This is a genomic window from Rhizobium sp. BG4 (genome assembly GCF_016864575.1).
GTDB lineage: Bacteria > Pseudomonadota > Alphaproteobacteria > Rhizobiales > Rhizobiaceae > Rhizobium.
In genome coordinates this window covers 3897552-3918198 of record NZ_CP044125.1, presented here as the reverse complement: position 1 = coordinate 3918198, position 20647 = coordinate 3897552, and the positions used below count along the sequence as shown (strand labels likewise).

The window sequence follows — 20647 nt, the reverse complement described above, 5'->3', positions numbered from 1 at the left end:
GATTTGGTCTTTTAGTAAAGGATAAGCCGGCTCTTCAGAGCATCTCGGCGAGACCGCGGACGGTATTCCAGTTGCGCAGCGTCCCGACGCCCATCCGCTTGGTCGTCAGCGCCGACAACAGCTTCCATTCACTCGGCTTGCCGGCAAAATCGATCCACAGATCGCCATGGATAAGCGCCAGCCGCTGGCTCGGATCGGCATAGGGCTTCAGCTTTTCGAATGCCGGCCGCTCAAGCGCTGTGCGCATCACCCGGATGATCACCTGGCTGCCCTCGCCGTCAGGAAACGGGTTCGATCGCGCCAGCCGCTGCCAGCTTGTGCCGGTCCGCGCTATGATATCGACCGGTTTGCCGTACCTTTCGCGAAATGCGGCCTCGAGCTTGGTTTCAATCTCACCGATCGGTGACTCCGGCGTTTCGAAGATGATATTGCCGGTCGAAACCAGCGTGCGTGGATTGCGGTAGCCGAGCGAGGATGCCATGTCGCGCAAATTCGCCATCACCACCCGCCTGCCGGGCGCGATGACAATGCTGTGCAGCAGCGCGACATAAGTCGTCATGCGGCCTTCCGGCCAAACACCAGGTAGCGCCACGGCGTCCACCAATGGAACCGCGTCTCAAGCGCCTCGGGCACCGGGTCGAGCCCGCTCGTGCCGCCCGGGCCGCAACGCCCGACGCGAAACAGCGTCATCCATCCGCCGGCCCACAGCCCATGCCGCGCGACAGCCTCGTAGCCATATTCGGAGCAGGTCGGAATATGCCGGCAGGAATTGCCGATGAAGCCTGAAAGCGTCAGCTGGTAGAGCCGGATGAAGCCCATGCCGAACAGCCGGCCGGGCGTCTTCGAAAAGCTGCCGGAGTAATTTCGCGAAAAGCGCTTGGCCTTCGGCGGCCGCGCCGCGGCACCGCCTTCGTCTTCATCATCATGCTGAAGGGCGCAGAATTCGCACATTGGCTCAGGCGTCCGCCATCTCGGCGCGCTTCGCTTCGATCTGGCCGATCGCATCGACGACGGCATCGAAGGTGAGCATGGTGGAGGCGTGGCGGGCCTTGTAGTCCTTGACCGGGCGCAGGTAGCGCATCTCCTCGAAACGGCCCTCTGGCCCCTCGCCGTCAGCCTTCAGCATGGCGAGCATGTCCTCGCGCGCCTTGCGCAACTCGGCGGCAGTGGCGCCGACAACATGGCGCGCCATCACCGATGAGGATGCCTGGCCGAGGGCGCAGGCTTTGACGTCATGGGCGAAGTCGCTGACGGTATCGCCGTCCATCTTCAGCCAGATCTTCACCTTGGAACCACAGAGCTTCGAATGTGCCTGGGCGCTGGCATCGGCATCATCGAGACTGCCGATACGCGGAATATTGCCCGCAAATTCGAGGATTTTGCTGTTGTAGATCTCGTCCATGATCAATTCCGCTCCAGAGTTCTGCGGACCGGCTCGCTTGGTGGCCATTGTATCTTAAACAAAAAACACACCGTGTCGTGTTAGGATACTTACATGAAGACGCTGTCTTCCTATATGTATGTCGTTCGAGGGCCATGAAAATGCAATGGCCCCCGGTAAGTTTGATTGGGAAACCGTGCCGGAAGGGCCATCGCCCCGAAAGCCCCGGAGCCTGCCAAAGGTGCAAAAATTCCTGAAGGGAATACCAGTGGCGAGTCCGAAGACGGGTCCGCATGACAGCGGATCAGGAGACTTGAACAGTATGGACGCCATCGTAAAGAATTTTCCGAACAACAGCCGCGATTCCAACCGCCCCACCCAAAAGGAAGCCGAAGAGGCCGTCCGCACCCTGCTCCGCTGGGCGGGCGACGATCCGGCGCGCGAAGGTCTGCTCGACACCCCCGCGCGTGTCGCCAAGGCCTATCGTGAACTCTTCGCCGGCTATGACATGGACGCCGAAGACGTCCTCGGCCGCACCTTCGAGGAGGTTGCCGGCTATGACGACATGGTGCTGGTGAAGGACATTCCGTTCTTCTCGCATTGCGAACATCACATGGTGCCGATCATCGGCAAGGCGCATGTGGCCTACCTGCCCGACGGCAAGGTGCTCGGTCTCTCGAAGATCGCCCGCACCGTCGAGATCTTCGGCCGCCGCCTACAGACCCAGGAAACCATGACGGCGCAGATATCGAAAGCGATCGACGAAACGCTCCGTCCGCGCGGTGTCGCGGTCATGATCGAAGCCGAACATATGTGCATGGCGATGCGCGGTGTGCAGAAGCAGGGTTCGACCACATTGACGACAACCTTTACTGGGACCTTCAAGTCCGAGCCCGCCGAACAGGCGCGATTCATGTCCATGGTACGGGGCCGCTGATCCGGCTCCATAGAGAGAGCCGATCGATGACGCCCTTCGCCTTCAACACGCCTTCAGACGACAAATCCGAGCTCGAGGACGCGGGGGACTTCACCCCGCGCTTCGACGATCGCGGCCTGATCACCGCCATCGTCACGGACATCAACGACGGCGAGCTGCTGATGGTGGCGCATATGAACGCCCAGGCGCTGGCGCTGACCATCCAGACCGGCAAGGCCCACTATTTCAGCCGCTCGCGCGGCAAGCTCTGGCTGAAGGGCGAAACGTCCGGCAATGTCCAGACGGTCAGGGAAATCCGTACCGATTGCGATCAGGATGCCATCTGGCTGAAAGTAGAGGTCGCCGGTCACGACGCGACATGCCATACTGGCCGCCGTTCCTGTTTTTACCGCACCGTATCGCTGCAGGATGGAAAGCCGATGCTCGACATCGTCGATGACGAGCGCCATTTCGACCCGGCTGACGTCTACAAGAAATAGCGCAAAACTGGGGCATTTTGCCTCTTATTGGGTCAGTTTCGCCCGCTATATACGATTTGGAAAGGGAAGAGGGACACAGTTAGAAGACCACAGTGTTCTGCCGGGAGGAGGCACGCCATGCTGAACTGGAGTTTGCACCGTCAAGGCTCTGAGGCTGGCACATCCGATTCCGGTGCATCTTCCACATTGCCCGACATGACCGTTCCGCCTATCTCGCCCCTGCCCCAGAAGAAAGCCAAGATCGCTCTCGCGCTCGGCGGCGGTGCTGCGCGCGGCTGGGCCCATATCGGCGTGCTGCGCGCGCTCGATGAAGCCGGGATCGAAATCGGCATGATCGCGGGCACCTCGATCGGCGCCCTTGTCGGCGGCTGCTATCTCGCCGGAAAGCTCGACGAGCTCGAGGAATTCGCCCGCTCGCTCACCATGCGCCGCATCGCCAGCCTGCTCGATCTGACGATCGGCGGCAGCGGCCTGTTCGGCGGCATGCGGCTGACGAAGCGCATGGCCGAGCATCTGGAAGGGCTGAATATCGAGGATCTCGACCGACCCTTCGTCGCCGTCGCGGCAGAGGTCAATACCGGCCACGAGGTCTGGATCTCCAACGGTTCGCTGATCACGGCGCTACGCGCTTCCTACGCCCTGCCCGGCATCTTCGAGCCGATCCGCAGCAACAACCGTACGCTGGTCGACGGCGCGCTTGTCAATCCCGTCCCGGTCTCCGTCTGCCGCAGCTACGAGCAGCCGCTGGTCTGCGCCGTGAACCTGAATTACGACCTCTTCGGCCGCTCGGCCGTCGTCAAGCACAATGCCGGGCTGACGGCACAGGAAGTGCAGAAGCGCGAGGAAACGCCCTATACGCGCCTCGGCATGACCGGCGTCATGGTCCAGGCATTCAACATCATCCAGGACAGGATTTCACGCGCCCGCCTCGCCGGCGATCCGCCGGACATTTCGCTGCATCCGCGGCTCAGCGATATCGGGCTGTCCGAGTTCCATCGCGCCGGTGAAGCAATCGAGCGCGGCTACGAGGAAGCCTCTATCAGGCTTCCCGAACTCAAGAGAATGCAGGAAGTGTTCGCCGGCCACGGCTGATGGCGGCCGGCAACCCCTTTACCCTGCAATATAGGCTTTGATCTCTTCGGCCTCGCGCTCGACTTCCGCGATGCGGGTCTTCACCACGTCACCGATCGAAATGATCCCGGCAAGCTTGCCGTTGGTTTCGACGGGAACATGGCGGAAGCGCTTGCTGGTCATCAGCTCCATCAGTTCGTTGACCGTCGATTCTTCATGGCAGCGGAAAACCTTCGATGTCATCAGCGAAGCCACCGGCTGATCGAGACAGTCCTTGCCGGACTTGGCAATCGCATTGACGACGTCACGTTCGGTGAAGATGCCGGAAATCTTTCCCTGCACCCCGACTACGACGATCGCGCCGATTTTCTTCTGGCTGAGCACCTTTGCAGCCTCCGCGACGGTCGTGTTCGGACCGGCCGTGACGACGTCGCGGCCCTTCAGATCGAGGATGGCCTTTACGGTATTGGACATTCACAACCTCCTATGTCGTAAGTGGAAACACTATACTGTTCACAGGCATCCGCGGCGGTCTCTCCTCCCAGCGCGGATCAGTTGGAATGGTGCACTTCAACGCTCAAGATTGCAATACGGCCGGTTCCTCGGGCTCCTCGTCCGAAGGCGGTAGAGCCCGGTCGAAAAGCGGAAACAGGAAGAATCCGAAGACGAAGCCGCCGATATGCGCATCCCAGGCGATCGCCTGGCTGCCGTCACCGATCAGCGGCACGCCGACGGCGATCAGCGCATTGCCGAACAGCCAGAACAGCGTGAAGACGATGACGGTGCGGCTCCGGAAGGTCTCGGCGATCGACAGCCGCGGATTGAGATGCGCCGGCACGCCGGCGCGCGCCTGAGCCGGGAAGGCAAAGCGGCAGGCCGCGCCCATCAGGCCGGAAATCACCCCCGAAGCGCCGATCAGCAAGGTCGGATCGCCCCAGTTCAGCGCGGCATGAAGTGCAGCCGAGGCGATCGACGACAGAACCCAGAAAGCCAGATAGCGGGCGACACCGATTCGCCGGATCACCGGCGCACCGAAGGCCATCAGCCACAGGCCGTTGAAGAGGATATGTTCGATGCTGCCGTGGAGCAGCGAATAGGTCACAGGGCTCCAGAGCCACTCAAGCCCCTGCTCCGTAAGCGGCATGACATAGCGGGCGGGGATGAAGCCGAAGGTGACGAGCAGCCACTCGACAGCCTGATCGGAAAGAACCAGCGTCTGGACGGCATAGATGATGGCGAGCAGCGCGAGCGTCGCGACGAGAATGCCCGGCAGATTGAAGATCGGCTCTCGCTTTGGAATCCGTTCTTCCTCGTTGACCTGCCGTCCCGCCGATTGATCGTCCATCTTTGCCCTCGCCTTTGAAGGCCAAAGCCTTACAGGAGCGCCGGGCAAAAAAAAAGCCGTCCGGAAGAACCGGACGGCGGCCGAGCGTCCCCCGGGGATGACCCCGTGCCCGATGAGTTTGTGTGCTGAACTTCGTTGCCGAAGTGATGAGCGACAGTCCCATGAAGCCTGCACCAGCACAATCGAAACCCTTCTTTAACCTTAACGGCTCCGAACTGGCATGAAACCCGCAGGGTAAACCTCAGATGGGCCATGAAGGCCCGTTTCTGGACTGTAATGAAACAGATTGGGTGTCCCGTGCGTCATCAGACCGTCATCGATGTTTACGACTACTGGAACCGCTTGCGCGGCGCCGGCGAAGCGCCGTTGAAGTCGCAGATCGAGCCGTCCAGTTTGGGTCACTTCCTGCCAAGCCTTTTCATCCTCGAAAAGAGCGGCGACGACATCATCACTTTCCGCCTCGCGGGAGCCAAGATTTCGGACCTGTTCGGCCGCGATCTGCGCGACGAAAGCTTCTCGGATCTCTTCGGCGATGGATATAGCGCGACGATCGAAGCCACCATTGCCGGCGCCATGCGCCACACGATGCCTGCCCTGATCAATGCCACCGGTTATAGCACCGCCGGCCATCGCGCCGCTTTCGAGATCGCGCTCATGCCGCTGCGCTCGGAAGATGGTAACTGCGAGCGGATGCTTGGCGTCATTGCCGCGATGACCGTTGCAACCTGGCTCGAAGTCGTGCCGCTCGACTTCCTGGTTCTCGATCGCTGCCGGGCGTTGCGCAGCTTCCAGGGGGCACCCGACGGCGTCTGGCCCGCCGCTCCGCGCACGCCGCGCCAGCAGGGTTTGGCCGGAATTCTCGGCCGCGTCGTCTCTTCGTTCCGTCCTGGTTCAGGCGCCCGCTGACTGTCCCGGAACGATACAACCGGAACCCATTCCGGAAGCTGTAATCAGGGGCAGTCAGACAACCTTCTGTTAATGTGTTGCGGGTAATGATCCCAGCATATCATTTTATAAAGAAGCGCTTTCATGCACTCGTTCCAGCAAGCCCAGACGCAGAGAGCGCCGCGCCCTGAACAGGGTGTTTTTCAGCGCGTGCCCATCAATATGCAGGGCCGCCTGATGCTTGCGAATTACGAAGAGTACGAATGCATGGTTATCGACATGTCGCCGGGCGATATGTACGTCACCTGCATCGGCCGCCCTCGCTCCAATGAACGCGTTGTCGCCTATATCGATCATCTCGGCCGTGTCGAAGGTCATGTCCAGACCGTCGATGCCCGCGGCTTCACGATGTCGATCAATGCGACCGAGCGTAAGCGCGAAAAGCTTGCCGCGCAGCTGACCTGGCTTGCCAACAAGCACGAGCTCGGCCTTCCCGAAGATCGCCGCCACGACCGTCTGACGCCGCGCGAGACGAAGAGCGAACTGACGCTCGAAGACGGCACGCGTTATGTCTGCCGCATAATGGACCTTTCGCTGTCCGGCGCTGCCGTCGATGTCGAAGCCCGTCCGCCGCTCGGCTCTGCCGTCCGCCTCGGCAATATGCGCGGCCGCGTGGTTCGCCACTTCTCCGAAGGCGTGGCGCTGGAGTTCCTGTCGCTCCAGTCCCGAGAGACGCTGCGCGAATTTCTCTGAGACGTCATCGTCCTGTCACCGTCATCGACGAATACAGCCGCCTCGCAAAAGGCGGCTTTTTTGATGGCTGAGCTATTTCCCGACATCGAGCCCTATGACCACGGCATGCTGGATACCGGCGACGGCAACCGGCTCTATTGGGAATGCTCCGGCAATCCGGACGGCATTTCCGCTCTGGTTCTTCACGGCGTACCCGGATCCGGGTGCTCGACGGGAGCGCGCCGCTATTTCGATCCATCGGTCTACCGCATCATTCTCTTCGATCAGCGCAACTGCGGCCGCAGCCTCCCGAATGCGGCTGATCAGGATTGCGACCTCTCCGGCAACACGACCTGGCATCTGGTCGCCGACATCGAGCGGCTGCGTGCCTATCTCAGCGTCGACCGATTCGTGCTGTTCGGAAATTCCTGGGGCACGACGCTCGCGCTCGCCTATGCAGAGTCGCATCCCGGTCATGTCGCCGCCATGGTGCTTGCCGGTATCACAACCACCCGCCGCTCCGAGATCGACTGGCTCTGCACCGGAATGGCGCGGTTCTTCCCACACGAATACGCCGATTTCACGCAGTCGATCCCGGACGATCTCGCCCCTCTCGCCTATTACCACGGCCTGCTCAATAGCACCGATCCGGCCGAACGGCGGGCTGCCGCCGTCGCGTGGCATCGTTGGGAGGCGGCCTCGATCCTGCTTGCCGACCCGAACGGCTTGCCGCGCCGCTGGGCGGATGCCCGCTACCTACTGACCCGTGCGCGGATCGTCACACATTATTTCCACCACGATGCATGGCTTTCCGACCGGCAGCTGCTGCAGGGTGCCGCAGCGCTTGCCGGCATACCGGGAATCCTGATCCAGGGGCGCTTCGATCTCGAGGCACCACTGGTTACGGCTTGGGAATTGCACCAATCCTGGCCAGGCAGCGAGCTTGTCATCGTCGAAAATGCCGCCCATTCGACTGACAACGCTGGCATTTCCGCCGAAATCGTCGCGGCCACCGCAAAAATTCTGCATTTTCTCAAAAAATAATTTTGGCGCTGCAACGTCTGAAATCGCTGTTTTCAGCCGTTTTCACCGCTCTATCTGAACGATTCCGCATCTTCGGACACCTCAGCAGGCACCTCCCGAAATCACCCAATTCGTAACGAAATCGTAAATCCGGCCTGCGTCGCGTTAAGACTTTCGCCGGAATAGCGCCATTTCGGCACAGAAGACCTATCTCGGAATGGAACAATTTTACTCAAATTCGCCTCGAATTTTCTGCGTCTTTTATGCGCATTCGAGTCAAATATTCTTCAAGTTTTCCGCGCTTTTGAATCAACTAAGAACTTAATTTTACTGCGTAATTTTGCATGAGATAAAATCGTGCGTGTCATTGTCCTCCCAACAAACGGGGAGACTACAAAGACAATGTTCAACGCAATCAAGGGCGCCTTTATCGCCACTGTAATGATGATCACGATGACGGGCCCAGGACAGGCGGCGCCCGGCAGCATGACACTCGCAGGCAATGCCAGCCCGCCGATCGGCGCCTACCAGTTCTGCAAGGAAAACCCGGCAGACTGCAGCAATCCCGCCGGCGACGCCGGTCCGCTGCTTCTGACCGAAGATCGCTGGAAGCAGGTCCTCAAGATCAACTACCAGGTCAATTCCTCGATCCAGCCGATGACCGACATGGAAATCTACGGCGTCGAAGAGCGCTGGGCCTATCCGCGCACTGTCGGCGACTGTGAGGACTATGCGCTGCTGAAGCGCAAGCTGCTGATCGATGCCGGCGTATCGCCTTCCGACCTGCTGATGACCGTTGTGCTTCAGCCGAATGGCGAAGGCCACGCCGTGCTCACCGTCCGCACCGACCATGGCGACTTCATTCTCGACAACATGCGCAACAAGGTCATGCTCTGGGCCGATACCGAATACACCTACCTCAAGCGTCAGTCTTCGGATGATCCGAATCGCTGGATGAAGCTTCAGGATGGCCGTGCGGTCGCCGTCGGTAGCGTTCGCTAACACCTGAAATACCCCGCCAGCCAGTCCGGCGGGCCAAGGCTAGGCTCCGGTCAGTCCCCCGCATCCCCGTCCCCGACCGGCGCCCCAGAGCCGCTCCCGCTGTCCCGGGAGCGGCTCGCCTCTTTTGTAGGGCAGAGCCGTCCTTTGGTTAATGCGATATTAACCACCCTCGCCCGATCATACCGGTAGATTCATCCCTGACACCGGCGGCTCACGTTTCTCTTGCGGCGGTCAACGACTGAAGATCCGCCATGAGCCATCCCGCTTCCAATGTTGCCGCGGAAGAGACGCCGCTTCTCTCCAATGGTTTCCTGATCAAGCTTACCGCCGTCGTCGCCGTCCTGGCGCTGCTGACGGTGGCGATCAGCTTTGGCGGACGCTGGTTCGGCCGCCACATCACGCTTGCCGGCAATAGCGACAGCACCGCAGCTGTCAGCATCACCATCGGCCGCGACACCCTGAACCTTTCCGAAAACACTCTGCGATTCCCGAGCCAGCGTCACGGCGGCGTCGCCGAGCGCGCCGATCTCTATCTCACCTGGCCGGAAATGCAGGGCTATACCAAGGAACAGCGCGCCCGCTTCGATGACGTCGCGCAATCCTCTGGCCTGATCTTCCTGCAGATCACCCAGAGCACCATGTCGCGCGACATGTCGGGGCGCATCGAGCCGATCTACACGCATCTGATGGATGGCGCGGCCGCTCCCTATGCCGATGGCCTGACTTTGCACCGCCTGCGCGCCGACGCCGGCTATAGCGGCGAGGTGCTGCTGACGGCAGCGCGCGAGAACGCCCCCGATTACGCGGTGCGCTGCGTCCTGCCCGACTCACCCGAGGCCGCCACCAGCGGCGACTGCCAGCGCGATATCAAGGTCGGCAAGGATCTGAGCGTGCTCTACCGATTCTCCAGCCGTCATTTGAACGATTGGGACCATATTGATGCCGCTATTCGCACCTTTGTGGAGGCGCGCCTTGCGACCCGTTCTGCAACAAGCCGCTAAAATGCAGCTTGGTGGCGAAAGAAACGATTAATCATAAACGGATTGGTAACTCAGCCCCGGTAACTTCCGAAGACAACGGTCGGCGCGGAGGGGCGCGCGATCCGGTTCAAAACTGTCAGAAATGCAAGCGAAGAGTGAAATAGTGTCAAGGTCAGCCTCCTCCGTTGTTCCGTCCCGGTCCGGCCATTTTCTGGTGAAGATGATTACGGCGCTCGCAATCGCCACTGCGGCCTTCCTGGCCGAGTCGGTCACTGCCGAAGCCGAGGCTGCCAATCCGAAATATGCCGGTATCGTCGTCGACGCCAAGACCGGCAATGTCCTCTACAGCGAGAACGCCGATCGCCTTCAGTATCCGGCATCGCTGACGAAGATGATGACGCTGTACATGACCTTCGAGGCGCTTGAACAGGGCCGCATCGCGCTCGATACCCGCGTTCCCTTCTCCCCGCATGCATCGGCCCAGGCGCCGACCAAGCTCGGCGTTCGCGCTGGCGGTTCGATCACCGTCGAACAGGGCATTCTCGGCCTCGTGACGCTCTCTGCCAATGATGCGGCAACCGCGCTCGGCGAGCTTCTCGGCGGCGGCAGCGAAGACCGCTTCGCGCAGATGATGACGGCAAAGGCTCATGCGCTCGGCATGACGCGCACCACCTATCGCAACGCCAACGGCCTGCCGAATACCGCGCAGATGACGACGGCCCGCGACCAGGCTCGCCTCGGCATAGCGCTCCGCCAGCACTTCCCGCAATATTACGGATATTTCGCCACGCAGAGCTTCAAGTTCGGCACCCGCACCATCCGCAGCCACAACCGCCTCGTCGGCTCTGTCCGCGGCGTCGATGGCATCAAGACCGGCTATACCCGCGCTGCAGGCTTCAATCTCGTCAGCTCGGTGCAGGACGAAGGCCGCTCGATCGTCGGCGTTGTCATGGGTGGTGCTTCGACCCCTGCCCGCGACAATCAGATGCGCAAGCTGATCGCAGCCTACCTGCCGAAGGCTTCCACCCGTGGCGGTTCCAAGCTGATCGCCGAGCCAGCTCCGACCCGCGCTCCTGAGATCCCGGTCGCAGCAGCTTCCGAAATCGATCTGCCGCATACCGCTCCGGCACCGGCCGCCCGTTACGAAGTCGCCGCCGCGCAGACCGCCTACACCGATACGCCTGCCGTCAAGTCCGAGAACCCGCTGGTTGCAGCACAGCCGGCACAGATGCCGCAGCCGACCAAGGTCAAGACCGTCGCGATCAAGGGCAATGTCGCGGTTCCCACGCCTGCTCCCGCCTATATGCCGGAACAGCCTGAAGAGAATTCCGTTGATCAGCTGACGACCGCTTCGGTTCCCGCTGCCAAGGCCGCTGCAACGCCTGCTGCCGTCACCGAGAAGGGTCCGGCTGGCTGGGTTGTCCAGATCGGCGTTTCCTCCAGCAAGGATGCCGCTATGGACCTTCTGGAAAATGCCAAGACCAAGGGCGGCAAGGCTCTGCGCTCGGCCAAGCCCTTCGCCGTCGCCTATGCCAATGACGGTGAACAGATTTACCGCGCTCGCTTCGGTGGTTTCGACGACCAGCGCGATGCGGTCAATGCCTGCAAGGCGCTGAAGCGCGCAGGCGTCAAGTGCTGGGCAGCTGCCCAATGATCTCTCCGGTGCCGGCAGTTCTGTTTCTGACGGCACCGTTCACGGCAGGGCCGGTGTATGCGGCTCCCGCCGAAATTCGTGACCTCGATTGTTAGTGCGTACGGGGAATATTATGGCGATCAATGGAAATGTACCGGGCTTTCCGCCCGAAGCACGCGCAGCAGGAAAGCCTGCCCGCATCGGCCTGCATCCGCTTCATGAGGCGGCTCTGCGCCTCGCCGAAATCGGCCTGCAGAAGCCGCGCGCCAAGTCTGCCAAGACCAAGGATCTGATCAATCTGCTGCTCTGCCATGGCGCGCGCGCCTGGCGCTATTCGCAGCCGGAAGCCCGCATCCATCTGCATGTGACATGCCCGGGCGGCAAGTCGCCCGTGATGCTGCGCTTGCGCTGACCGCTTAAAGCAGTCCAAGCTCCGAAAGCTCGCGGCGCAAGTCCGCGGGCATTTCTGCGACACCGGCGCCAAGGCTCATCATGTCGCGCGGGATATCTTCTTCCGGGTAGTAGCGCCATCCCTGAAAGGCCCGCTTCGGCTGAACGGCGGTTTCGATCACCTCCGGGCCGAGAACGAGATGGCAGCGGCCAATTCCCTCGCCATCCGTGAATGTCTCGATCCCCAGCAGCTTCTGCCGCGCCTGAACCTGACCCTTGATCACCCAATAGAGCGAACCGCCGTCGAGCAGTTCATCGACGCGCTTCGGGACCATGCGGGTGGTGTGGACGGAATGCGGTTCCAGGCCCGCGGCGATCGCCCGGAGCGAACGCTCGGCGACCCATTCGCGCAGATCCTCGATCGAGTCTGCGCCGACGCATAATTTGATGAGATGCAATGCCATGCTGGTGTTGAAATCCTTTTGACCGGCAGCGTCAAGCGCTACCGGCCGCAAGTCCACAAACTCAGCATTCCACGACGTTGACGGCCAAACCTCCGGTGGAGGTTTCCTTGTACTTCTCGCTCATGTCGTATCCGGTCTGGCGCATCGTCTCGATGCAGGCATCGAGCGGCACGAAATGCTGGCCGTCACCCTTGATCGCCAGCGACGCCGCCGTGACCGCCTTGACGGCACCAAGCGCGTTGCGCTCGATGCAGGGAACCTGCACGAGACCGGCGACCGGATCGCAGGTCATGCCGAGATGGTGTTCGAGCGCGATTTCAGCAGCATTCTCGATCTGGGCGGGCGTCGCCCCCATGACCGCGGCAAGCCCCGCAGCCGCCATCGCAGCCGCCGAACCCACCTCGCCCTGACAGCCGACTTCGGCGCCGGAGATCGAGGCATTGTGCTTGATGATGCCGCCGACGGCGGCAGCCGTCAGCAGATAGTCGCGGATGCCGTTCTGGTCCCAGTCGTCATGGAAATGCTCGTAGTAGCGGATCGTCGCCGGAATGACGCCGGCCGCACCATTGGTCGGCGCGGTCACGACGCGGCCACCGGCGGCATTCTCTTCGTTGACGGCCATCGCATAGACGCTCAGCCAGTCGTTGGCGAGCAGCGGATTGATCCGGTTACTGCGCCATTCCTCCTGCAGCTTGTCATGGATTTGCCGCGCACGGCGGCGAACCTTCAGGCCACCCGGCATGATACCGTCGACCTTCAGCCCGCGCTCGATACAGGAGCGCATCGCATCCCAGATCCGATCCAGACCGGCGTCGAGCTCTTCGCGGCTGCGCTGGCTTTCCTCGTTGGCACGCTTCATCTGCGCGATGGTGAGACCGGAGCGATCCGCCATCTCGAGCATCTGCGCTGCCGTCGCGAAGGGATAGGGAACCTTGGTGGCACCGGCGACCGCCTTCTTCTTCGCGCGCATCTGCTCGAGCTCGGTATCGGTGACGACGAAGCCGCCGCCGACCGAATAGTAGATCCGCTTCAGCAGCAGGCGCTCGTCCTTGTCGAAAGCTGAGAAGATCATGCCGTTGGCATGACCGGGCAGCGTCTGCTTCTTGTCGAAGATCAGGTCGTTCTTCGGCAGGAAGAAATAGGCGGGATGGCCGGGCGGCGTGATCCGGCCGGAGCGCTCCACCTGGTCGATGATGCCATCCATCTTGTCGGGATCGACGCTATCGGGCGCTTCGCCCATCAGGCCGAGGATAACCGCCCTGCCCGTTCCATGTCCGATACCGGTATAGGCGAGCGAGCCGTGCAGGCTGGCCTTGATCGAAGCAACCTGCGCGCCCGACGAAGGCCGCGGCCATTCGTTCGACAGGATGAGGTCGAGGAAGCGGTTGGCCGCCGACATCGGCCCCATCGTGTGCGAGCTCGAAGGCCCGACGCCGATCTTGAATACATCGAATACCGAAAGGAACATGCCTGCTTCCCAATAATGAAATTCTGCCGAGACTAACCCCGGTCACGATCTGCCGCATGCGGCGGACCGACATCGCGTTTGACCGGCGCGACACCACCGATCACATGGATTTAATGCCTGTGGCCCGCTTGCGAAAGCCCGTCCATGCGGAAATCGCCGCCAAGCAGCCCTAGTGGCGATTGCAGCACCCTGAAGCATCTGTAGAGTGGCGCCGCAGATCAGGGACTGAATCACCGATGCTCACCACCGCGGACTACATCTCGCTCGCCTTCTTCGCTGTCTCCTGGCTCGGCTATTCCTGGCTGCTGCGCGGCCGCACCTTCTTCGGCCGCACCAGCCTGACCCATGCGATGGGTGAGCGCCGCCGCGAGTGGATCTACAATTCGCTCCGTCGTGACCTCAAGATGATCGACACACAGATCATGGCCGGCCTGCAGAACGGCACCGCCTTCTTCGCCTCTACCTCTATCTTCGCGATCGGTAGCTGCTTCGCGCTTCTCGGAGCGACGGACAAGGTCAGCGCCATCTTCGCCGATCTGCCCTATGTCTTCGGCGGCAGCCATGCGAGCTTCGAGATCAAGGTCGGTGGCCTCGCCGCGCTCTTTGCCTATTCTTTCTTCAAGTTCGGCTGGTCCTACCGGCTCTTCAATTACTGCACCATCCTGTTCGGCTCGATCCCGATGATGCGCGATACCGAGGCCGACATCTATGCCGCGGAGCGCGCCGCCGAACGCGTCATCCGCATGAACATCATCGCCGGCAGCCACTTCAACGAAGGCCTGAGGGCAATCTTCCTGTCGATTGGCTATCTCGGCTGGTTCGTGAACCCTTACGTGTTCATGGCAACGACGGCGACCGTCGTCTTCGTCCTCACCCGTCGACAGTTCTTCTCCGAGGCACGCTTGGCGATCCTTGATGGCGGCCCGCCATCAAATCTCCACCTTTCTCCTATTCCCCGCGATCCCAAGCCTGATGGCGATGGTGATTTGTCCGGGGGACTGTGAATGACTGTTTTGGCGACTGATAGCGGCGTGGTCGCGCGTGTTCCGCGTATTGGCCTGCTGGACACGGTGCGTGGCGCCGCGCTCATTGCCATGGCCACCTACCATTTCAGTTGGGACCTGGAGTTCATGGGCTATCTGACGCCCGGCACGGCGGAAACCGGCTGGCTGAAGCTCTACGCCCGCGCCATCGCCACAACCTTCTTGTTCATCGCCGGCATCAGCATGGCGCTGTCGAGCCAGGGCGGCATTCGCTGGCGTCCGTTCTGGAAGCGCTTCGCGATGATCGCTGGTGCTGCGCTGCTGATCTCGGTCGCAACACGCATCGCCATGCCCGGCGAATGGATCTTTTTCGGCATTCTCCACTGCATGGCGGCGATGACGCTGATCGGCGTCGCCTTCGTCCGCCTGCCGCTTCCGGTGACACTCGTTGTCACGGTCGCACTGGTCGGCGCCTGGATCGCCGACACTTTCGTCGCGCCAGGCATCCTCAGGTCCGCGACCTTCAATCATCCGCTACTCTGGTGGATCGGCCTGACCGACATGCCGCCGCGCTCAAACGACTATGTGCCGCTATTCCCCTGGGCCACCGCCTACATGTCCGGCCTGTCACTGTCTCTGATCGCACTGCGCACCGGCCTGCCGCAGAAGCTTGCCGCGACCGGCACCGGCAGCTCGCTGCTTGCCCGCGCCGGCAAGCACAGCCTTGCCTTCTATCTGATCCATCAGCCGGTGCTGATCGCCATCGCTTACGGAATGACCTTCGTCATGCCGCCGGCCAAGCCCGATCTCGCCGAGATCCACATGCGTCAGTGCAATCCCGGCTGGTGCCAGGGCATGGACCCCAAGTCATGCCAGATCTATTGCGAATGCACGCTGACCGAAATGCAGGACCAGAAGCTGCTGGAACCGTTCCACACGGGTATCGTCAAGGCTGATGACGACAGCGTGCAGGCGATCGCCAATCAGTGCAGCATCAAGGCGCTTCCGCCCGAGCAGCAGTGATCCCTCAGGTGCCGACGCCGATTTCGGCCAGACGGCCGAGGCAGGCTTCCTCGATATTGTCGAGTTCCGTCAGGGTGTCGTCGATATCCTTGCGCTTCTGTCGCAGGTCTTCGCGCTTCTCGTCGACACGCTTCATCAACAGCTTCAGCTGCCCGAGCTCGCCCGGCGGCTCCTTGTAGACGGTAATGATTTCGCGGATCTCGGCGATCGTGAAACCGATACGCCTGCCGCGCAGGATTTCCTGGATGAGCCTGCGGTCTGCCGGGCGGAACAGCCGCGTGCGGCCACGGCGTTCTGGATGGATCAAACCTTCGTCTTCGTAGAAGCGAAGCGTTCGCGTCGAAACACCAAATTCGCGCGTCAGCTCCGTTATGCTATAGTATTTGTTCACAGGCATCGGATTCCCACTCTCTCCCGGCAATAATATTGACTTTTACGTAATAGTCAATTTGAGCGGGTTGGCGTGGTTAAATCCCGAACCACCAGGTGGCAATCCCCAGAAACGCGAAGAAGCCCGTACAGTCAGTTACGGTCGTCACGAATACCGACGATGCGATCGCCGGATCGGCCCCGACCTTGTCCAGGAGTAGTGGCAGCAGGATGCCGGCAAGCGCTGCCGCGATCAGGTTGATGATCATCGCCGCGCCGATCACCATGCCGAGCTGGTAGTCGTGGAACCAGGTCCCGGCAATCGCCCCCATGATCATGGCGAAGATGACGCCGTTCATGATGCCGACGCTCGCCTCCCTGCGGATGATGCGCCCGGCATTGTAGATATCGAGATCGCGGGTCGCGAGCGCCCGCACTGTGACCGTCATCGTCTGGGTCCCGGCATTGCCGCCATAGAGGCGACGATTGGCATCAGCACCGCAAGCGCGATCATCTTCTCGATCGATCCGTCAAACAGCCCGATGACGCTCGCCGACAGCATCGCCGTGCCGAGATTGATCAGCAGCCACAAAAAGCGCGAACGCACAGTCGAGATGACATTGTCCGACAGTTCTTCGTCACCGACACCGCCGAGGCGCTTGATGTCCTCATCGGCTTCTTCGTGAATGACGTCGACGACGTCATCGATGGTCAGCACGCCGACCAGACGTTCGTTCTCGTCGACGACCGCGGCCGAGAGAAGGTCGTACTGCTCGAAAAGCTGCGCCGCCTCTTCCTGGTCCATCTCCGCGGGGATCGGATGGTTCATCTCCCGCATGATCTGTTCGATCTTCGTCTGCCGCTTGGTGCGCAGGATCTTGTCGAGATCGACGGCACCCAAGAGCTTGAAGGTCGGATCGATGACGAAGATCTGCGTGAAGGAGTAAGGCAGATCCTCCTCCTCGCGCATGTAGTCGATCGTCTGCCCGACTGTCCAGAACGGCGGCACGGCGACGAATTCCGTCTGCATGCGGCGGCCGGCCGAGCTTTCGGGATAGTCGAGCGCCCGTCGCAGGCGAACCCGCTCGGTAAACGGCAGCTGCGCCAGGATCTCTTCGCGGTCTTCCTGGTCGAGGTCTTCCAGAATGTAGACGGCATCGTCCGAATCGAGGTCGCCGATCGCCGCGGCAATCTGCTCGTTCGGCATCTGATCGACGATCTCGCGGCGGATCGCCTCGTCGACCTCCGTCAGCGCCGTCATGTCGAAGTCGTCGCCGAGCAACCGCACCAGCGCCAGGCGCTGTTCCGGCTGGATCGCCTCCAAGAGGTCGCCGATTTCCGATTCGTGCAGGCGCGCCACGTTCTGGCGCAGGAATATCGTATCACGATCGGCGATCGCGGCGCCGACGAGCGTCAGGAAATCGCTGCGGACGTTGCCATCCTCGTCATAGATATCGGCGTCTTCGTCGTCTGGACGCTTGCGGATGCGTTCGTCTTCTTCGCTTGCCGTCATCTGCGCCCTCGCATCCAATTTCATAACAGTTACGGCTTTCCTGCCGCGTTCGAGAATGGCGGCGGAAAAGGTATTGTCAACAAGCGGATAAACGAATCCCGCCCGCCCGGGCAGCGGCAGGAACTCAAGCCCCTGCTAACTGAAACGCCCTCTCCCGTCTAGCGTCAAAAACCCTCTCTGGAGATGACAATGCGCGGGCCGGAGGATAGTTTCCCGGCAATTGATCAGGAGCCTAAGCCCGCATGACGATCCGCCCCATCCTCCGCTATCCGCATCCCGGCCTGAAGACAGTCTGCACTCCCGTGACCGCCTTCGACGACGATCTGAAAACGCTCGCCGGCGACCTGCTTGAAACGATGCGGGAAGCCCCCGGCGTCGGCATCACTGCGGCTCATATCGGCGTCTTCAAGCGCCTGTTTGTTCTTGAGCTCAGCAAGGCTGATGGCGTCAGAAACTACGTCAACCCCGAGATCATCTCCTCGTCGCCCATGCTGGTGCGCCAGACGGAAGGAAGCGTCTCGATGCCGGGCGCGACCGAGGATGTGGAGCGGCCGGCCTCCATCAGGCTCCGCTATCAGACCTTGTCTGGCGAGATGAAGGAAGAGGATGCGGACGGTTTCCTCGCAATCTGCATCCAGCACGAGATCGACCAGCTCGATGGCATCTTCTGGCTCCAGCGCCTGTCGAAGCTGAAGCGCGACCGGCTGATCCGCAAATGGGACAAGGCCGGCCGGTAATTTCATAATCCGGCGCCGAACCATTCCGGTCTGCAGGCGTTGTTCGAGCATGAGCCTTCAAGGAGGAAGACCATGCCGAAGACCGACGACAAGAAGACGCTGTCGCGCGAAGACGATTACCGCGACTACGAGGAACGTAACCTCGACGATGGCTGGCCCTATGCCGACGCCTCAGGGGCATCGGATGGAAAGCCCGGAAACGGCGCCTACGGCGAGACCGCAGCCAATTTCGACCGCGACCGCAACAGCGGCTTCCGCATCGACGGGACCGACGAGGACGGCAACGAGAACCGGCTCAGGGACACGCTACGGGCCGACAGCATCAATCGTGACGACAGCGACGACCTTGAGGTGCGCGTCTTCGAAAACCTGGAGAACATCGAAGGCCTCGACCCCGACAGCATCGACATCCATGTCGACGGCCACACGGTGACGCTTGAAGGCTCGGTCGAGACGATCGGCATGGCGCGCAAGGTCGAACTCGGCGCCCTCTCGGTCGATGGCGTGCGCCACATTCGCAATCGCCTGGAAACGACAGGCGTCGACTCCCATATCCCGAATGAAGATTAGGTGGCTAAAATTGTAGCGCTTATTAATAATTCCAATGGTTGTATTTATACTGGCGCCCGGCTTTGCGAAAGGCCGGGCAAAATGCCTTTGATAGCGCACTAACGTTCGTCACGGATTGGTGAGAAAAGCCCACGATTTCGTGAATTACATGGACAATTCGTAACCCAATCCGCCTGCAATCTCCCACAATTCCGCCTCAATTGGGGAGCGAACTGGTGGTTGCCGAGGGTTATCGTTTCGTTGTTGATTGCAACAACTGATTGAGGAGATATAACCATGAGCATCAAGCTCGCCGCAACCGCCTCCCTCTTCGCCATCAGCATGGCGTCGTCCGTCTTCGCCGCTCCGATGTATGATGACAGCTATGTCAAGCCGGTCCTGATCAGCCCGCCGAAGGCAGTGCACTACACGCAGCATGCAGCGCCCGCCTATTCAAACGACTACACCAATGACAGCGATGGCTGGTACCAGTCGAAGATGCCGGCACCGAGCAAGATCAACTATAACAAGCTCGAAGCCAAACTGCAGGCTGAGCATCTTCCGCCTTGCCAGACGCCGGATGAGCTAAAGGGTCCGCAGACGAGGGCCGGTGACGGTGGCGCAACCCACACCGACGCTTGCCGCGACATGGGCGATCACTGACCACTTGCTGATCTGAAAATGAGCCGGGGCCGCGTTTGCGGCCCTTCTCTTGTTTAAGGCCTTACCGTCAGAAACTCGACCGGCCCACCTGGCACTTCGTCATCGAACACCGCGCAAGCAAGCCTGCCGCCGAACACACAGGCGCCGTCGACATTGGTCCGGTTGCCCCAAATACGCGGATTGGAGGCCGACGGCGTATGGCCATGCACCAGATGCTTGCCCCAATATTCGCCAGAGACGCCATCCGCAAAGCGGATCCACATCAGATCATGCTGCGTCTGCTCCTCGAGATAGCGCCCTTCCCGCACGCCGGCGTGAACGAAAATGCGGTGCTGATCGGTATGAATGAAGGGCAGCGATTCCATCCAGCGCAGATGTTCGGGCGGCAGAGCGCCGCCATAGGACGCCAAGGTCTCGATCCCGCCATTCTCCAGCCACCACGATTCGGCATGCCGGCCGTCATGGGCGCCGGTCAGCATGTCCTCGTGATTGCCCTTCAGCGTGATCCACTGCCAGTCCGGTGAACTCGGTCCGGCGATCAGCCTTTCGATCACGGAGCGGCTATCCGGACCGCGATCGACATAGTCTCCGAGAAACACGATCTTGCCTGCCGGCGCGTAAGCTTCCACCCGCTCGATCATCCGCATCATCGGATCGATGCAGCCATGTATGTCGCCGATTGCGAAGGTCAGGCTCAATGCTGCGGCTCCTTATCTGCCTTGAAAGCTAGAGCACGAAGCGGCCGTATCGATAGCCGGCCGCCGGAACGGTCTTGAGATACGAGATAAAGAAAACAACGTAATGAACTGTAGAAAAACAAAAAACCCGGCCTAAGCCGGGTTCTTGGTGCGGTCGAGAAGACTCGAACTTCCACGGGTTGCCCCACAGCGACCTCAACGCTGCGCGTCTACCAATTCCGCCACGACCGCATCGTGGTAGGGCCGATTTGCGTCGGCGAGGCAGCATGTAGCAAAAGCATTTTGGGCGCACAAGAGCGATATGACAGTTTTTTTCAAAACA

23 protein-coding genes, 1 tRNA gene and 2 pseudogenes are annotated in these 20647 nt (G+C 61.0%); 15 read left to right on the top strand and 11 right to left on the bottom strand.

What is annotated here, in order from left to right; all coding sequences use genetic code 11:
* Nucleotides 1-34 precede the first annotated feature (34 nt).
* The 3 genes from F2982_RS19665 to F2982_RS19655 are packed head-to-tail and all read right to left on the bottom strand — an operon-like array spanning nucleotide 35 to nucleotide 1402.
* The gene (locus tag F2982_RS19665; RefSeq protein ID WP_203428855.1) at nucleotides 35-559 is read right to left on the bottom strand and encodes a DUF1697 domain-containing protein; all 525 of its coding nucleotides are present in this window, start codon (nucleotides 557-559) and stop codon (nucleotides 35-37) included.
* A complete protein-coding gene (gene yidD, locus F2982_RS19660) occupies nucleotides 556-951 on the bottom strand; it encodes a membrane protein insertion efficiency factor YidD (protein WP_203428854.1) in 396 nt (131 codons plus the stop codon). Before yidD ends, F2982_RS19665 begins: the two co-directional genes overlap by 4 nt.
* Before the next feature lie 4 nt (nucleotides 952-955).
* Nucleotides 956-1402, bottom strand: a complete 447-nt coding sequence (locus F2982_RS19655; RefSeq protein ID WP_112716299.1) for an iron-sulfur cluster assembly scaffold protein — start codon at nucleotides 1400-1402, stop codon at nucleotides 956-958.
* A gap of 301 nt (nucleotides 1403-1703) precedes the next feature.
* Here F2982_RS19655 and folE point away from each other — a divergent pair, with 301 nt between their 5' ends.
* From folE to F2982_RS19640, 3 genes are all read left to right on the top strand, one after another.
* Nucleotides 1704-2318: a GTP cyclohydrolase I FolE gene (gene folE / locus F2982_RS19650; RefSeq protein WP_203428853.1), complete on the top strand. Its 615-nt coding sequence runs from the start codon at nucleotides 1704-1706 to the stop codon at nucleotides 2316-2318.
* 26 nt (nucleotides 2319-2344) lie between these two features.
* Nucleotides 2345-2797 (top strand): phosphoribosyl-AMP cyclohydrolase, encoded by a 453-nt coding sequence (hisI, locus tag F2982_RS19645; RefSeq protein WP_203428852.1) that lies wholly within the window; start codon nucleotides 2345-2347, stop codon nucleotides 2795-2797.
* A 117-nt stretch (nucleotides 2798-2914) separates the two neighbouring features.
* On the top strand, nucleotides 2915-3889 hold the full coding sequence (locus F2982_RS19640; protein WP_112716305.1) for a patatin-like phospholipase family protein: 975 nt from the start codon (nucleotides 2915-2917) through the stop codon (nucleotides 3887-3889).
* 18 nt (nucleotides 3890-3907) lie between these two features.
* Here F2982_RS19640 and F2982_RS19635 read toward each other — a convergent pair whose 3' ends face one another.
* Both F2982_RS19635 and F2982_RS19630 read right to left on the bottom strand, forming a co-directional pair.
* Nucleotides 3908-4342, bottom strand: coding sequence for a CBS domain-containing protein (locus tag F2982_RS19635; RefSeq protein WP_112716307.1), 435 nt, complete (start codon nucleotides 4340-4342; stop codon nucleotides 3908-3910).
* Nucleotides 4343-4445: 103 nt separating this feature from the next.
* The gene (locus F2982_RS19630; RefSeq protein WP_203428851.1) at nucleotides 4446-5213 is read right to left on the bottom strand and encodes a rhomboid family intramembrane serine protease; all 768 of its coding nucleotides are present in this window, start codon (nucleotides 5211-5213) and stop codon (nucleotides 4446-4448) included.
* Nucleotides 5214-5510: 297 nt separating this feature from the next.
* Here F2982_RS19630 and F2982_RS19625 point away from each other — a divergent pair, with 297 nt between their 5' ends.
* The 7 genes and pseudogenes from F2982_RS19625 to F2982_RS19595 all read left to right on the top strand — a co-directional run bounded on the left by F2982_RS19625 (nucleotide 5511) and on the right by F2982_RS19595 (nucleotide 11880).
* Entirely contained in the window at nucleotides 5511-6119 is a 609-nt protein-coding gene (locus F2982_RS19625) for a PAS domain-containing protein (protein WP_246777483.1), read from the top strand.
* Nucleotides 6120-6242: 123 nt separating this feature from the next.
* On the top strand, nucleotides 6243-6851 hold the full coding sequence (locus F2982_RS19620) for a PilZ domain-containing protein (RefSeq protein WP_112716313.1): 609 nt from the start codon (nucleotides 6243-6245) through the stop codon (nucleotides 6849-6851).
* Nucleotides 6852-6914: 63 nt separating this feature from the next.
* On the top strand, nucleotides 6915-7874 hold the full coding sequence (pip, locus tag F2982_RS19615) for a prolyl aminopeptidase (protein WP_203428849.1): 960 nt from the start codon (nucleotides 6915-6917) through the stop codon (nucleotides 7872-7874).
* Between the two features lie 381 nt (nucleotides 7875-8255).
* Nucleotides 8256-8855 carry a transglutaminase-like cysteine peptidase gene (locus tag F2982_RS19610; RefSeq protein ID WP_112716317.1) on the top strand — a complete coding sequence of 200 codons (600 nt, stop codon included), beginning with the start codon at nucleotides 8256-8258 and terminating at the stop codon, nucleotides 8853-8855.
* A 222-nt stretch (nucleotides 8856-9077) separates the two neighbouring features.
* Nucleotides 9078-9856: pseudogene (locus F2982_RS19605) on the top strand (hypothetical protein).
* 121 nt (nucleotides 9857-9977) lie between these two features.
* Nucleotides 9978-11489, top strand: coding sequence for a D-alanyl-D-alanine carboxypeptidase (locus F2982_RS19600; RefSeq protein WP_203428847.1), 1512 nt, complete (start codon nucleotides 9978-9980; stop codon nucleotides 11487-11489).
* Nucleotides 11490-11601: 112 nt separating this feature from the next.
* Complete coding sequence (locus tag F2982_RS19595; protein ID WP_112716323.1) at nucleotides 11602-11880, top strand: hypothetical protein; 279 nt, start codon at nucleotides 11602-11604, stop codon at nucleotides 11878-11880.
* A gap of 4 nt (nucleotides 11881-11884) precedes the next feature.
* Here the strand turns inward: F2982_RS19595 and F2982_RS19590 are convergent, their stop codons facing one another.
* Nucleotides 11885-12322 (bottom strand): DUF1489 family protein, encoded by a 438-nt coding sequence (locus F2982_RS19590; RefSeq protein ID WP_112716862.1) that lies wholly within the window; start codon nucleotides 12320-12322, stop codon nucleotides 11885-11887.
* A gap of 61 nt (nucleotides 12323-12383) precedes the next feature.
* Nucleotides 12384-13790 (bottom strand): L-serine ammonia-lyase, encoded by a 1407-nt coding sequence (locus F2982_RS19585; RefSeq protein WP_130278277.1) that lies wholly within the window; start codon nucleotides 13788-13790, stop codon nucleotides 12384-12386.
* 236 nt (nucleotides 13791-14026) lie between these two features.
* Between F2982_RS19585 and F2982_RS19580 the strand changes: the two genes are divergently transcribed.
* Entirely contained in the window at nucleotides 14027-14794 is a 768-nt protein-coding gene (locus tag F2982_RS19580) for a DUF599 domain-containing protein (protein WP_112716327.1), read from the top strand.
* On the top strand, nucleotides 14795-15796 hold the full coding sequence (locus F2982_RS19575; protein WP_203428846.1) for a heparan-alpha-glucosaminide N-acetyltransferase: 1002 nt from the start codon (nucleotides 14795-14797) through the stop codon (nucleotides 15794-15796). It abuts the gene before it with no gap.
* A gap of 4 nt (nucleotides 15797-15800) precedes the next feature.
* Here the strand turns inward: F2982_RS19575 and F2982_RS19570 are convergent, their stop codons facing one another.
* Nucleotides 15801-16193 (bottom strand): MerR family DNA-binding transcriptional regulator, encoded by a 393-nt coding sequence (locus F2982_RS19570; protein ID WP_162708679.1) that lies wholly within the window; start codon nucleotides 16191-16193, stop codon nucleotides 15801-15803.
* Between the two features lie 70 nt (nucleotides 16194-16263).
* Nucleotides 16264-17678: pseudogene (mgtE, locus tag F2982_RS19565) on the bottom strand (magnesium transporter).
* 242 nt (nucleotides 17679-17920) lie between these two features.
* Here mgtE and F2982_RS19560 point away from each other — a divergent pair.
* From F2982_RS19560 to F2982_RS19550, 3 genes are all read left to right on the top strand, one after another.
* Nucleotides 17921-18415 (top strand): peptide deformylase, encoded by a 495-nt coding sequence (locus tag F2982_RS19560; protein ID WP_203428845.1) that lies wholly within the window; start codon nucleotides 17921-17923, stop codon nucleotides 18413-18415.
* A 72-nt stretch (nucleotides 18416-18487) separates the two neighbouring features.
* Nucleotides 18488-18985 carry a BON domain-containing protein gene (locus F2982_RS19555; protein WP_203428844.1) on the top strand — a complete coding sequence of 166 codons (498 nt, stop codon included), beginning with the start codon at nucleotides 18488-18490 and terminating at the stop codon, nucleotides 18983-18985.
* Between the two features lie 276 nt (nucleotides 18986-19261).
* Nucleotides 19262-19627 (top strand): hypothetical protein, encoded by a 366-nt coding sequence (locus tag F2982_RS19550; RefSeq protein WP_112716335.1) that lies wholly within the window; start codon nucleotides 19262-19264, stop codon nucleotides 19625-19627.
* A 53-nt stretch (nucleotides 19628-19680) separates the two neighbouring features.
* On the opposite strand, the gene F2982_RS19545 is transcribed toward F2982_RS19550, so the two are convergent.
* The gene (locus F2982_RS19545) at nucleotides 19681-20325 is read right to left on the bottom strand and encodes a metallophosphoesterase family protein (protein ID WP_203428843.1); all 645 of its coding nucleotides are present in this window, start codon (nucleotides 20323-20325) and stop codon (nucleotides 19681-19683) included.
* A gap of 146 nt (nucleotides 20326-20471) precedes the next feature.
* Nucleotides 20472-20556, bottom strand: a tRNA-Leu gene (locus F2982_RS19540).
* Nucleotides 20557-20647 lie beyond the last annotated feature (91 nt).

Coding starts and splice junctions, on each gene's coding strand:
- F2982_RS19665 (WP_203428855.1), bottom strand. CDS start 559: ATGACGACTTATGTCGCGCTGCTGCACAGCATTGTCATCGCGCCCGGC.
- yidD (WP_203428854.1), bottom strand. CDS start 951: ATGTGCGAATTCTGCGCCCTTCAGCATGATGATGAAGACGAAGGCGGT.
- F2982_RS19655 (WP_112716299.1), bottom strand. CDS start 1,402: ATGGACGAGATCTACAACAGCAAAATCCTCGAATTTGCGGGCAATATT.
- folE (WP_203428853.1), top strand. CDS start 1,704: ATGGACGCCATCGTAAAGAATTTTCCGAACAACAGCCGCGATTCCAAC.
- hisI (WP_203428852.1), top strand. CDS start 2,345: ATGACGCCCTTCGCCTTCAACACGCCTTCAGACGACAAATCCGAGCTC.
- F2982_RS19640 (WP_112716305.1), top strand. CDS start 2,915: ATGCTGAACTGGAGTTTGCACCGTCAAGGCTCTGAGGCTGGCACATCC.
- F2982_RS19635 (WP_112716307.1), bottom strand. CDS start 4,342: ATGTCCAATACCGTAAAGGCCATCCTCGATCTGAAGGGCCGCGACGTC.
- F2982_RS19630 (WP_203428851.1), bottom strand. CDS start 5,213: ATGGACGATCAATCGGCGGGACGGCAGGTCAACGAGGAAGAACGGATT.
- F2982_RS19620 (WP_112716313.1), top strand. CDS start 6,243: ATGCACTCGTTCCAGCAAGCCCAGACGCAGAGAGCGCCGCGCCCTGAA.
- pip (WP_203428849.1), top strand. CDS start 6,915: ATGGCTGAGCTATTTCCCGACATCGAGCCCTATGACCACGGCATGCTG.
- F2982_RS19610 (WP_112716317.1), top strand. CDS start 8,256: ATGTTCAACGCAATCAAGGGCGCCTTTATCGCCACTGTAATGATGATC.
- F2982_RS19600 (WP_203428847.1), top strand. CDS start 9,978: ATGCAAGCGAAGAGTGAAATAGTGTCAAGGTCAGCCTCCTCCGTTGTT.
- F2982_RS19595 (WP_112716323.1), top strand. CDS start 11,602: ATGGCGATCAATGGAAATGTACCGGGCTTTCCGCCCGAAGCACGCGCA.
- F2982_RS19590 (WP_112716862.1), bottom strand. CDS start 12,322: ATGGCATTGCATCTCATCAAATTATGCGTCGGCGCAGACTCGATCGAG.
- F2982_RS19585 (WP_130278277.1), bottom strand. CDS start 13,790: ATGTTCCTTTCGGTATTCGATGTATTCAAGATCGGCGTCGGGCCTTCG.
- F2982_RS19580 (WP_112716327.1), top strand. CDS start 14,027: ATGCTCACCACCGCGGACTACATCTCGCTCGCCTTCTTCGCTGTCTCC.
- F2982_RS19575 (WP_203428846.1), top strand. CDS start 14,795: ATGACTGTTTTGGCGACTGATAGCGGCGTGGTCGCGCGTGTTCCGCGT.
- F2982_RS19570 (WP_162708679.1), bottom strand. CDS start 16,193: ATGCCTGTGAACAAATACTATAGCATAACGGAGCTGACGCGCGAATTT.
- F2982_RS19560 (WP_203428845.1), top strand. CDS start 17,921: ATGACGATCCGCCCCATCCTCCGCTATCCGCATCCCGGCCTGAAGACA.
- F2982_RS19555 (WP_203428844.1), top strand. CDS start 18,488: ATGCCGAAGACCGACGACAAGAAGACGCTGTCGCGCGAAGACGATTAC.
- F2982_RS19550 (WP_112716335.1), top strand. CDS start 19,262: ATGAGCATCAAGCTCGCCGCAACCGCCTCCCTCTTCGCCATCAGCATG.